At 72.3% G+C, this 11,803-nt stretch carries 12 protein-coding genes; 9 read left to right on the top strand and 3 right to left on the bottom strand.

Annotated features, from left to right (window positions below; all coding sequences use genetic code 11):
• Together ACFQS1_RS13705 and ACFQS1_RS13700 are read left to right on the top strand one after the other, a co-directional pair.
• On the top strand, window positions 1-1,235 hold a 1,235-nt coding region (locus ACFQS1_RS13705), incomplete at its 5' end, for a cytochrome c oxidase subunit I (protein ID WP_378967709.1).
• Between the two features lie 33 nt (window positions 1,236-1,268).
• Window positions 1,269-1,736, top strand: a complete 468-nt coding sequence (locus ACFQS1_RS13700; RefSeq protein ID WP_378967707.1) for an Lrp/AsnC family transcriptional regulator — start codon at window positions 1,269-1,271, stop codon at window positions 1,734-1,736.
• A 44-nt stretch (window positions 1,737-1,780) separates the two neighbouring features.
• Here ACFQS1_RS13700 and ACFQS1_RS13695 read toward each other — a convergent pair whose 3' ends face one another.
• The gene (locus ACFQS1_RS13695; RefSeq protein ID WP_378967705.1) at window positions 1,781-2,056 is read right to left on the bottom strand and encodes a hypothetical protein; all 276 of its coding nucleotides are present in this window, start codon (window positions 2,054-2,056) and stop codon (window positions 1,781-1,783) included.
• Between the two features lie 564 nt (window positions 2,057-2,620).
• Window positions 2,621-3,346, bottom strand: coding sequence for a class I SAM-dependent methyltransferase (locus tag ACFQS1_RS13690; RefSeq protein WP_378967703.1), 726 nt, complete (start codon window positions 3,344-3,346; stop codon window positions 2,621-2,623).
• Window positions 3,347-3,469: 123 nt separating this feature from the next.
• Between ACFQS1_RS13690 and ACFQS1_RS13685 the strand changes: the two genes are divergently transcribed.
• Window positions 3,470-3,661 carry a CsbD family protein gene (locus ACFQS1_RS13685; RefSeq protein ID WP_378967701.1) on the top strand — a complete coding sequence of 64 codons (192 nt, stop codon included), beginning with the start codon at window positions 3,470-3,472 and terminating at the stop codon, window positions 3,659-3,661.
• Between the two features lie 75 nt (window positions 3,662-3,736).
• On the opposite strand, the gene ACFQS1_RS13680 is transcribed toward ACFQS1_RS13685, so the two are convergent.
• Window positions 3,737-5,089 carry a KamA family radical SAM protein gene (locus tag ACFQS1_RS13680; protein WP_378967699.1) on the bottom strand — a complete coding sequence of 451 codons (1,353 nt, stop codon included), beginning with the start codon at window positions 5,087-5,089 and terminating at the stop codon, window positions 3,737-3,739.
• A 134-nt stretch (window positions 5,090-5,223) separates the two neighbouring features.
• On the opposite strand from ACFQS1_RS13680, the gene kdd reads away from it, so the two are divergent.
• Genes kdd through ACFQS1_RS13650 form a run of 6 tightly spaced genes read left to right on the top strand, consistent with a single transcriptional unit; the run spans window position 5,224 to window position 11,729 of the window.
• Window positions 5,224-6,255, top strand: coding sequence for an L-erythro-3,5-diaminohexanoate dehydrogenase (gene kdd / locus ACFQS1_RS13675; protein WP_378967696.1), 1,032 nt, complete (start codon window positions 5,224-5,226; stop codon window positions 6,253-6,255).
• A 5-nt stretch (window positions 6,256-6,260) separates the two neighbouring features.
• The gene (locus ACFQS1_RS13670; RefSeq protein WP_378967694.1) at window positions 6,261-7,799 is read left to right on the top strand and encodes an amidohydrolase; all 1,539 of its coding nucleotides are present in this window, start codon (window positions 6,261-6,263) and stop codon (window positions 7,797-7,799) included.
• Window positions 7,800-7,811: 12 nt separating this feature from the next.
• Window positions 7,812-9,374, top strand: a complete 1,563-nt coding sequence (gene kamD / locus ACFQS1_RS13665; RefSeq protein ID WP_378967692.1) for a lysine 5,6-aminomutase subunit alpha — start codon at window positions 7,812-7,814, stop codon at window positions 9,372-9,374.
• Window positions 9,371-10,105 carry a lysine 5,6-aminomutase subunit beta gene (gene kamE, locus ACFQS1_RS13660; RefSeq protein WP_378967690.1) on the top strand — a complete coding sequence of 245 codons (735 nt, stop codon included), beginning with the start codon at window positions 9,371-9,373 and terminating at the stop codon, window positions 10,103-10,105. Before kamD ends, kamE begins: the two co-directional genes overlap by 4 nt.
• Complete coding sequence (gene kal, locus ACFQS1_RS13655; protein WP_378967687.1) at window positions 10,102-10,467, top strand: 3-aminobutyryl-CoA ammonia lyase; 366 nt, start codon at window positions 10,102-10,104, stop codon at window positions 10,465-10,467. The genes kamE and kal overlap by 4 nt, the downstream gene beginning before the upstream one ends.
• Window positions 10,464-11,729 (top strand): glutamate mutase L, encoded by a 1,266-nt coding sequence (locus tag ACFQS1_RS13650; protein WP_378967685.1) that lies wholly within the window; start codon window positions 10,464-10,466, stop codon window positions 11,727-11,729. The genes kal and ACFQS1_RS13650 overlap by 4 nt, the downstream gene beginning before the upstream one ends.
• Window positions 11,730-11,803 lie beyond the last annotated feature (74 nt).

The raw sequence follows: 11,803 nt of genomic DNA, 5'->3' as shown, positions 1-11,803 counted from the left end.
GCGGTCTGGGCACCATCCTCGGCGGCGTCAACATGATCACCACGATCCTGACCCTGCGCGCGCCCGGCATGACCATGTTCCGCATGCCGATCATGACGTGGAACATCCTGGTCACCAGCCTCCTGGTAATTCTGATCTTCCCGTTCCTGGCGGCGGCGCTGTTCGCGCTCGCCGCCGACCGGATCCTCGGCGCCCACGTCTTCGACGTGAACACCGGCGGCCCGATGCTGTGGCAGCATCTGTTCTGGTTCTTCGGCCATCCCGAGGTGTACGTCGTGGCGTTGCCGTTCTTCGGCATCATCACTGAGGTGGTGCCGGTGTTCAGCCGCAAGCCGGTGTTCGGGTACAAGGGCCTGGTCGCCGCCACGCTGCTGATCGCCGCGCTGTCGATGAGCGTGTGGGCGCACCACATGTTCGTCACCGGCCAGGTGCTGTTGCCGTTCTTCAGTTTCCTGTCGTTCCTGATCGCGGTCCCGACCGGGATGAAGTTCTTCGTGTGGATCGGCACGATGTGGCGCGGTCAGATCAGCTTCGAGACGCCGATGATGTTCGCGCTCGGGTTCATGGTGACGTTCCTGTTCGGCGGGCTGTCCGGGGTGCTGCTGGCGTCGCCGCCGATCGATTTCCATGTCTCCGACTCGTACTTCGTGATCGCGCACTTCCACTACGTGCTGTTCGGCACCATCGTGTTCGCCGTGTTCGCCGGCATCTACTTCTGGTTCCCGAAGATGTTCGGCCGGATGTTGGACGACCGCCTCGGCAAGATTCACTTCTGGCTGACGTTCCTGGGCTTCCACGGCACGTTCCTGGTGCAGCACTGGCTGGGCACCGAGGGCATGCCCCGCCGCTACGCCGACTACCTGCCGTCGGACGGCTTCACGTTCCTGAACACGTTCTCGACCCTCGGCTCGTTCGTGCTCGGCTGCGCCACCCTGCCCTTCCTCTACAACGTGTGGAAGTCCTACAAGGTCGGCCAGCTCGTGACCGTCGACGACCCGTGGGGCCACGGGAACTCGCTCGAGTGGGCGACCTCCAGCCCGCCGCCGCTGCGCAACTTCGACCGGATGCCGCGGATCCGCTCCGAGCGTCCCGCCTTCGACGCGAAGTTCCCGCAACTGGCCGCCGGCGAGCAGTCCCTGGCCGGCCCGCCCGAGGGTGGCGCCCGCGTCCTGACCACCGAGGCCGACGGCGGCGCCACCTACCAGGAGGACATCGGCACCGACCGAGACCGGTAATTTCCCGTTGGCGGGCCAAGTAAGGTCTCAGCCGTGGAAGAGATCGATCGGGCGATCGTGGCCGCCCTCACCGCCGACGGGCGCCTGTCGTACACCGACCTGGCCGAGCGCGTGGGCCTCAGCGTCTCGGCGGTGCACCAGCGGGTCCGCCGCCTCGAGCAGCGCGGCGTGATCGCGGGTTACACCGCCCGCGTCTCGTACGAGGCCTTGGAGCTCCCGCTGACCGCGTTCGTCGCGATCCGCCCGTTCGACCCGTCCCAGCCCGACGACGCCCCCGAGCGCCTGGCCCACCTCTCCGAGATCGACTCCTGCTACTCGGTGGCGGGAGAGGACTTCTACATGCTCCTGGTCCGGGTGGCCAGCCCCGCCGATTTGGAGCGCCTCCTGCAGGAGATCCGCACCGCCGCCAACGTCACCACCCGCACCACGGTCGTGCTCTCCACGCCGTACGAGAACCGCCCGCCCCGCCTCGCGGCCACCAGCACTGGCCTAGAGTCCTAGGATGCCGGAGCGGCGGTGACCCGAGCCGACCGTGGGCGGACCGATCAGCGGTAGGCCTGCTCCTGCAGCCGGTACAGCTCGGCGTAGCCCCCGTCCGCCGCCATCAGCTCCGCGTGGCTGCCCTGCTCCGTGACCCGCCCGTCGGCCAGCACACATCCGTGGCCGTCACCGCCCGGCTTCGCGTGGTCATCGCGCGCCCTTTGCGCGGCCGGCACCTGGACCGTGGTCAGGCGTGCCGGTCCCGTTTCCCGGCCGGCCGGCACCTGGACCGTGGTCAGGCATGCCGGTCGCCGTTTCCGCGGCTCGGGCTGGGCTGCCATGGCCGGGAGCTGCATGGTCGAGGTCGGTGCGGCCCGTTCCGCTGAGCTGTCGATCCCGCAATATGGCGCCGGCTCCCCGATGGTGGGAGCGGAGCCCACGTTCTGCCCGCGCGTCCCGCCATGTGGCCGACGACGCCACATCGCGAGATGCGGGCCGGACTTATCCACCTAAGTCCGGCGTCGGCTGATCATGCGGACCCAAGCCGGATGACTTCCCGTTCGCGCGCGACAGCACATCATCAAGATCCGGGGCGGGCGAAGGCGCGCCGTGCGGTGGGCGCCGCGCCCCGCTGCGCCCCGCCGCGCCCCGCCGCGCCCCGCCGTGCCGTGCCGTGCCGTGCTGCACCGTGCCGTGCCGTGCTGCGCCGCGCCGTGCTGCGCCGTGCCGCGCCGTGCTGCGCCGTGCCGCGCCGTGCTGCGCCGTGCCGTGCCGTGCTGCGCCGTGCCGTGCCGTGCGGTGCTGCGCGCAGCGGCCGCTCCGGGCTGGTTCTGCGCGCCGGGGCAAGCGCCCCCGCTAGGTCGTCCTGGGCTCCGCCGGGCTGGGCGGGGTGGGGCGGGGGCGGGTCAGGTGGGGAGGTCGGCGCGGGCGCACTCGGTGATGTAGGGCATCTCGAACTCGGTGCGGCCGACCAGGCCGGGGTGGGTGGCGACCAAGCGGCGGACCTCGTTGAGCAGGGCGGCCCGCTCGGCCGCCGGGAGCAGGATGATCGCGCTGCGGGAGGCGACCAGGTCGATCAGGCGTTCCGGGCCGAGCGTGGTCGACCAGCGGAAGTGGGTGATCTCGACCGGGCCGAAGGGCGGGCCGACGGTGGTCTGCCGCTCGCGTTCCTGGTTGCCGATGATCTCGCCGAGGCGGCGCACCCACGGGACCGACTCGTCGCGCAGGTTCCAGACCAGGCCGAGGCGGCCGCCGGGGGAGAGCACCCGGGCGACCTCGGGCACGGCCCGCGCCACGTCGACCCAGTGCCAGGCCTGGGCGACCAGGACCACGTCGGCGGAGCCGGCCGGCAGTGGGATGGCCTCGGCCGAGCCGATCAGGGCCGGCACGCCGGGGACGGCCAGGGCGAGCCGGCCGAGCATGCCCTCGGACGGGTCGACCGCGGTGACCTCGAGGCCGCGGTCGGCGATCTGCCGGGTGAGCTTGCCGGTCCCGGCGCCGAGGTCGAGCACCCGGGGGCGGCCGGCGGGCAGCAGCCAGTCGAGGGCGGCGCCGGGGTAGCCGGGGCGGCCGCGCTCGTAGATGTCGGCGGCGGGCCCGAACGACTTGGCGTGTGCCTCGTGATCATCCACGGCGAAGATCCTATATCCCAGTGTCCTAGGACGCCTCAGGCGATGTGTCCCGCGACGCACGGTTTCAGATCGGAGCGCCCCGGGCAAATGCTTGTTGGACGACAACCAAGGAGGACCGGAGCGATGAGCTTCACCGACAAGGTCAGGAACGAGGCCGACGAGCTGGCCGGCAAGACCAAGCAGGCCGTCGGCCGGGCCACCGACAACGAGAGCCTGGTGGCCAAGGGCGAGGCGCAGGAGGCCGCGGCCGACGCCCGCAAGGCCGCCGAGCACGTCAAGGACGCCGGCAAGGACGTCCGGGACGCATTCCGGTAGGTCCTGCCCGGTCAGGGATGACGGGCCCCGGGACAACGTTGTCCCGGGGCCCGTCACACCCCCGGAGGAGAAACGTCAGTCGGTGGCGAGCTGCTTGCGCCACCAGTCCTGGCCCGACTCGGGCAGCGTGTCGATCGGGTCGTAGTACGCGTGCAGCTTGGACAGCGCCTCGGCGTCGTCGCTCTCGATCGAGGTGCGGTAGTTCTTGGTCCAGTACGAGATGCCGTGCTCACGGTCGTACTCCTTGAGCATGTGCACCCACCGCTTGCCGACGAACGGGACGTCGCAGACGATCCGCGGGGTGGCGTACCCGGGCAGGTAGCCCATCATGTCGTGCTGCAGCTGCTGGGCGAACCAGACCGGGACCCGCCAGTGCTCGGCGTTCGGGATCATGTCGCACATGTAGAAGTAGTACGGCAGGATGCCGGTCTCGCCCTGCAGGCCGAAGCAGAGGTCGAGCAGGTCCTCGGTGGTGGCGTTGACGCCGCGCATCAGCACGCCCTGGTTGCGCACGTCGCGCACGCCGACCTCGAGCAGCGTCTGCGCCGCCTTGGCGACCAGCGGGGTCAGCGAGTTCACGTGGTTGACGTGGGTGTGCACGGCCAGGTTGACCCCGCGCCGGGACGCGGTGATCGCGACCCGCTGCATGCCCTCGACCACGTCGGGCTGCAGCCAGTGCTGGGGGAGGCCCATCAGGGCCTTGGTGGCGAGCCGGATGTCGCGCACGGTGGGCACCGACAACAACCCCATCAGGTACGCCTCGAGCTGCTTCCACGGCACGTTGGCCACATCGCCGCCGGAGACGACCACGTCGCGCACGCCGGGGTGGGCCTTGAGGTAGGCCAGGTGCGCGTCGTAGCGGTCGACCGGCTTGAGCGACAGCTTCAGCTTGTCGACCGTGGGGGTGCTGTTGCCGACCAGGTCCATCCGGGTGCAGTGGCCGCAGTACTGCGGGCAGGTGGAGAGCAGCTCGGCCAGGACCTTGGTGGGGTAGCGGTGGGTCAGGCCCTCCGCCACCCACATGTCGTGCTCGTGCAGCGAGTCGCGGGTGGCGTGCGGGTGGGACGGCCAGACCGGGTCGCGGTCGGAGGCGACCGGGATCATGTAGCGCCGGATCGGGTCGGCGTGGAACGACTCTGTGCCGGGGGTCTCGCCGGGCACCATGGTGTTGAGCATCTGCGGCGGGACCAGCATCGACATGGTGGCCAGGCGCTGCTGGTCGGCCTCGAGGTCGGCGTAGAAGCGCTCGTCGAGCAGGTCGCCCATGACCGCGCGCAGCTGCTTGATGTTCTTGACGCAGTTGACCCGCTGCCACTGGGCCGACTCCCACTGCTCGCGGGTGACGGCGCGCCAGCCGGGGAATCTCGTCCAGTCCGGCTCGACCAGGGTGCGGCGCTGGTAGTCGTACGGCTGACCGGTCGCGGTCATCGCTGCCTCCCTGGGTCGATGTTTGGCCCTCGGACTAACGTACTGGATAATTTTTCGTCTAGAAACCTCCGGCCCGCAGGATTTACGGTGTGGTGGCGCTGAGACGGCCTTGATTTTTGGTGAGGGTGGGAAAGATGTCTGCTTCTGTGGGCCTGGGACGAGTGCTCGAGCCGGCCGGGGTGCTGCCGCAGGCGGCCTGGCGGCTCGACGCCCGCCCCGAGATCGCGGCCGACGAGGTGCGCATCGCGGTCGAGCGCCTCAACCTCGACGCCGCCAGCTTCCGGCAGCTGGCCACCAAGCACGGCGGCGACGGCGACGCGGTCCGGGCCGAGGTGCTCGAGATCGTCGGGACCCGCGGCAAGATGCACAATCCGGTCACCGGCTCGGGCGGCATGCTGATCGGCGTGGTCGAGGAGGTGGGTGCCGAGTCGCCGCTGGGCCTCAAGCCCGGCGACCGGGTGGCCACGCTGGTCTCGCTGACCCTGACCCCGCTGCGGATCACCGACGGCCTGGCCGGCTGGGACGGCCGCAGCGAGCAGGTCCCGGCCCGGGGCACGGCGATCCTGTTCGGCCGCTCGGTGGCCGCGGTGCTGCCCGACGACCTGGCGCCCGAGCTGGCCCTGGCCGTCTTCGACGTGTGCGGCGCGCCGGCCCTGACCGACCGGGTGGTGCGCGAGTACGAGACACCGGTCACCGTCGCGGTGCTCGGCGGCGCGGGCAAGAGCGGCTCGTTGTCGCTGGCGGCGGCGCGGGGCGCGGGCGCCCGGACCGTGGCGGTGGTCGTCGACGACCGCGAGGCGCAGATTGTCCGGAACGCCGGGCTGGCCGACGCCGTTGCGGTCGCCGACGCGCGCGACCCGGTGGCGGTGTCGCGGGCCGTGGCCGGGGCGCTGGGCGGCCCGGCCACGGTCACCGTGGTCTGCGTGGACGTGCCGGGCTGCGAGCACGGCGCGATCCTGGCCACCGCGGCCGGCGGCACGGTGATCTTCTTCTCGATGGCGACCAGCTTCCCGGCCGCCGCGCTCGGCGCCGAGGGCCTGGCGGCCGACGTGACCATGCTGATCGGCAACGGCTACCTGCCCGGCCACGCCGAGTTCGCGGTCGACCTGCTCCGGCGGGTGCCGGCGGTGCGGCGGTTGTTCGAGGCTCGCGTCGCGGGACACTGACGCCCATGACGAAGCACCCCTCGGTTCTGTTCACCCACGGCCGCTTCTACTCCGCCGCCGACCCGCGGGCCACCGCCATGCTCGTCCGCGACGGCCGGATCGCCTGGCTGGGCGACGCCGCCGACGCCCCCGCCGCCGACCGGCGGGTCGATCTCGGCGGCCTGCTGGTCACGCCCGCGTTCGTCGACGCGCACCTGCACGCGACCGACACCGGCCTCGCCGCCGACGGCCTCGACCTGTCCGGCGTGCGCTCCGCGGCCGAGCTGCTCGGCCAGGTCGCCGAGTTCGCGGCGACCCGGCCGGCCGGCGGCGTGGTGCTCGGGCACGGCTGGGACGAGTCGACCTGGGCCGACCAGACGCCGCCGGACGCGGCCGAGCTCGAGCGGGCGGCCGGCGGCCGGCGCGTCTATCTGTCGCAGGCGTCGGTGCATTCGGCCCTGGCGTCGGCGTCGCTGCTGGTCGCCGCGAAGGGCATCGACGGGTACGACGAGAGCGGCTGGGTGCGCGAGCACGCGCACCACGCGGTGCGGGCGGTGGCGCTCGGCTCGCTGACGCCAGAGCAGCGGACCGCGGCGCAGCGCACCGCCCTGGCCCGGGCGGCGTCGATGGGCGTGGCCGCGGTACACGAGTGCGGCGGCCCGGGCACGTCCAGCGAGGCGGACCTGCTGTCGGTGCTGGCGCTCTCCGGGCAGGGGCTGCCGCTGGTGTACGGCTACTGGGGCGAGCTGGGCGGGGCCGAGCGGGCCCGTGACCTGGGCGCGGTCGGCGCGGCCGGCGACCTGTACGCGGACGGCGCGCTGGGTTCGCGTACGGCGTCGCTGCGGCACCCGTACCACGACGGCGACCACGGCGTGGGCGAGGCGTTCGTGACCGCCGAGCAGGCCGCCGCGCACCTGCTCGACTGCATGCGGGTGGGCGTGCAGGGCGGCTTCCACGCGATCGGCGACGCCGCGATCGAGGCGGTGCTGGACGGCTTCGCGCTCGCCGCCGAGCGGGCCGGCGTCGACGAGGTGCGCTCGGCCGGGCACCGGGTGGAGCACGTCGAGCTGATCGACAAGCCGATGATCGCGCGGATGGTGGAGTTCGGCGTGACCGCGTCGGTGCAGCCGGTCTTCGACGCCCTGTGGGGCGGCGCCGACCGGATGTACGCGCAGCGCCTCGGCCGGGCGCGGGCCCGGGCCAGCAACCCGATCGGCGCCATGCACGCCACCGGGGTGCCGCTGGCGTTCGGGTCGGACTCGCCGGTGACCGCGCTCGACCCCTGGGCCGTCGTGCTGGCCGCGGCCGCGCCGACCAACCCGGCGCACCGGATGAGCGTGCGGTCCGCGTTCGCCGCGGCGTCGCGCGGCGGCTGGCGGGCGGCCGGGGTGGCCGACGCCGGGGTGCTCGCGCCCGGCAAGCCGGCGACGTTCGCGGTGTGGGAGACGCCGGGCGGGATCCGCGAGGGCCTGCCCGACCTGCTGCCGGACGTCGAGGGCGTGGCGCCGCAGCGGCCGGTCTGCGCCCGCACGGTCCTCGCCGGCGAGACAATTTTCGAAGGGTAGAGAGGCGGAAGTGTGGCCGGGAAGCTGAATCTGGATCCCGCCGTCGTGCGCACGGCGCGGCGGCTCGCCGCGAAGGCGGGCAAGCCGGTCGTCGACCTGGCCCGGTCGCACACGACGGTGTCGGTCGAGCGGGCGGTGCTGCGGCTGGCCGGGGTCCGCGGCGCCGACTCGGACGGCATCCCCTGGGTGAACCGGCTGGTCGACGCGGTCCGCGCGGACGTGGGGCTGGGGCACGGCGTCGCGGTGCCGGTGTTCCACGCGATGCGGGCCACCGGGGTCGACGACATCACGGTGCTGGCCCAGAAGGCGGCCGCGGGGGCGGTGCGGTTCGCCGTACCGGAAAGGAAAGCGGACGTCACGACGGCCCGGCGCGCCGCGCGAAGGGCGGCCAACGACGGCCTCAAGGTCGTCGACCGGCGCCGGGCCGAGCGGGACCGGCTGATCAAGCGGTACGGGGACCCGCCGCGCCGGCCCTGGATCTACCTGATCGTCGCGACCGGCGACATCTACGAGGACATCCCGCAGGCGCAGGCGGCCGCGCGGGCCGGCGCCGACGTGATCGCGGTGATCCGGTCGACCGGCCAGTCGCTGCTCGACTACGTGCCCGAGGGCGCGACCCGGGAGGGCTTCGCCGGCACCTATGCGACGCAGGAGAACTTCCGGCTCATGCGGGCGGCGCTGGACGAGACGTCGAAGGAGCTCGGCCGGTACGTGCGGCTGACCAACTACGCGTCCGGCCTGTGCATGCCGGAGATGGCCGCGATGGCCGGCCTGGAACGGCTCGACATGATGCTCAACGACTCGATGTACGGCATCCTGTTCCGCGACATCAACCCGATCCGCACCTTCGTCGACCAGCGGTTCAGCCGCCAGGTGCACGCCCGCGCCGGCATCGTCATCAACACCGGCGAGGACAACTACCTGACCACCGCCGACGCGGTCGAGGCCGCCCACACGGTGACGGTCTCGCAGCTGCTCAACGAGTTCTTCGCGCACGAGGCCGGCCTCGAGGACTGGCAGCTCGGCCTGGGGCACGCGTTCGAGATCAACCCGGACCTGCCGGACTCGTTCCGGATGGAGCTGGCGCACGCGCTGCTGGCCCGCGAGCTGTTCCCGGACGCGCCGCTGAAGTGGATGCCGCCGACCAAGCACATGACCGGCGACGTGTTCCGCGGCAACCTGCTGGACGGCTTCTTCAACCTGGCCGGCGCGCTGACCGGTCAGGGCATCCTGCTGGTCGGCATGATGACCGAGGCGGTGGTGACGCCGTGGCTGTCGGACCGCGACATCGCCCTGCAGAACGTCCGCTACGTCCTCAACGGCGCCGGCAACCTGCACGAGGACTTCGTCCCGGCGCCGGGCGGCTTCATCCAGCAGCGCGCCCACCGGGTCCTGGGCGAGGCCGTCGACCTCCTGGCGAAGATCGTCGACGACACCCTGCTCGAGGCGATCGCGGACGGCACGTTCGGCATCATGAAGCGCCCGGCCGACCGCGGCAAGGGCCTCGACGGGGTCGCCAAGCACGACGAGGACTACTACAACCCGGTCACCGAGGCGCTGGAGGTGCAGGCGTGACGATCGTCCGGCCCTACGGGGACACGACCGGGGACGGGATGGTGCAGCTGTCGTTCACGCTGCCGATCCCGCACGACAAGCGGGCCGAGGGCGCCGCGCTGCAGCTGGCCGCCAAGATGGGGATGGACCCGGCGATGCTGGTGCACGCCAAGCCGATGGGCGACGGGTTCACGTTCTTCGTGGTCTACGGGCGGGTGAGCCATCTGGTCGACACCGACAAGGTGCAGGTGGTGGAGCGGGACTATCCGCTGCTGTCGGCCAAGGAGGTGAACGCGGCCATCAAGCGCCGGCTGCGCCGGCGGCTCAACGTGGTGGGGGCGTGCATCGGGACCGACGCGCACACGGTGGGCATCGACGCGATCCTCAACGTCAAGGGGATCGCCGGGGAGAAGGGCCTGGAGTACTACCGGGAGCTGTCGGTGACCAACATGGGCGCGCAGGTGTCGGTGCCCGACCTGGTCGAGACGGCCCGCGCGCAGAAGGCCGACGCGGTGCTGGTCTCGCAGGTGGTCACCCAGCGCGACGCGCACCTGCAGAACACCCGGGCCATGTCGGCGGCGTTCCGGGAGGCGCTGCCGGCGGGCAAGCGTCCGCTGCTGATCGTGGGCGGGCCGCGCTTCGACGAGCTGATGGCCGGCGAGCTCGGCGTCGACCGGATCTTCGGCCGCGGCACCACGCCCGGCGAGGTCGCCTCCTACCTGGTCCACGCTCTCTTGCAGGGGAACAAATGATCACCGTCGTGCACCGCCGCTACGTGCCCTACTCGCACGCCCACTACGCGGGCAATCTCGTCGACGGCGCCTACTCGCTGGGCCTGTTCGGCGACGTCGCCACCGAGGTGTGCATCCGGCTCGACGGGGACGAGGGGCTGTTCGCCTCCTACGACGACGTGCAGTTCAAGGCGCCGGTGCAGGCCGGCGACGTCCTCGAGATCACCGCGACGGTGGTCAAGATGGGCACCCGGTCGCGGCGGATCGCGTTCGAGTCCAGGGTGGTGTGCCGGGGGAGCGGTGGCTCGTCGGCGCAGGTGCTCGACGAGCCGATCGTGGCGGTCATCGCTACCGGCACGGTGGTCGTGCCGCCCAAGCCGTGACTGCCGCCGTTTGCGTCGACGTCGGGTCCACGTACACGAAGGCCTGTCGCATCGACCTGAGCACCGGGGTGATGCTCGGCCGGGCCGAGGTGCCGACCACCGCCGCGAGCGACGTGCTGGCCGGGCTGGATGCCGCGGTGGCGGCGGTGAGCGACGACAAGACCGATCACCTGTACGTCTGCAGCTCGGCGGGCGGGGGACTGCGGCTGGCGGTGGTCGGCTACGAGGCCCTGGTGACCGCGGAGGCGGGGCACCGGGTGGGGCTGTCGGCCGGCGCTCAGGTCGTCCACGTGGCCTCCGGTCTGCTGGACGGCCGGGCCGTGACCGCTCTGCGCGCGTCCCGCCCGGATGTGATCCTGCTGGTCGGCGGGACCGATGGGGGTGACTCGTCGGTCCTGATGCACAACGCGCGGCGGCTCTCGACGTCGCGTCTTCGTGTGCCGGTCGTGGTGGCGGGCAATGCGGACACCTCGCATCTGGCGGCGGGGCTGCTCGCGGCGCGGAACATTTCGGTCACGGTGACCGGCAACGTGCTGCCCCGCATCGGGGTGCTGGATCCGGGACCGGCCCGCGCGGCGATCCGGGACGTCTTCCTGCGGCATGTCATCGGTGGGAAGCGGCTGTCCCGCGGCGGGCGCTTCGCCTCCCTGGTGCGGGCGGCCACGCCCGACGCCGTGCTCGCCGGGGTGGAGCTGCTCGCCGACCTGACCGGCACCGGCGTCCTCGTGGTCGACGTCGGCGGCGCCACCACCGACGTGTACTCGGCGCTGGTGCCGGACGCGGAGCTGACCGAGGGGCCGCGGCGTGACGTCGCGGGCACGCTGTGGCGCGCCCGGACCGTCGAGGGCGACCTCGGTGTTGCAGCCGGCGCCGCCGGGACTGTGGCGGCTGCCACAGCCGAGAAATTGGCACTTCCGGAAACCGGACTGCCGCCGACGCCGGAGAGTGATCGATCTCTGGCCGCCGCCGCGGCGATCGTGGCGCTGCGGCGGCACGCCCGCGGTCACTCTCCGGGACCGGGGGAACCACGCACCGGAGGCCGCGACCTGCGCGATGTCCGCCTGGTGGTCGGCTCCGGCGGGGTGTTGCGGCACGGTGGCGGACGATATGTGCTGGAAGCGGTGCTGGCCGACACGGCCGGTGGGTGGGCCGCCCCGGTCACCGCCCGTACCGTGGTCGACGAGCGGTACGTGCTCGCCGCGGCCGGCCTGCTGGCCATCGATCACCGTGACGCCGCGGCCGCGCTGGTGAACACGCTGTAACCCGATCGGGTACCGGACATGACACGCCGAGAAACACGACACGCCCGGGAGCGGGGCAGGCGGTTGACAGCCGG

The organism is Paractinoplanes rhizophilus (assembly GCF_042664765.1).
Lineage (GTDB): Bacteria > Actinomycetota > Actinomycetes > Mycobacteriales > Micromonosporaceae > Actinoplanes > Actinoplanes rhizophilus.
Note: the sequence above shows the minus strand (reverse complement) of the source record. Positions and strands in the feature narration are given on the sequence as shown.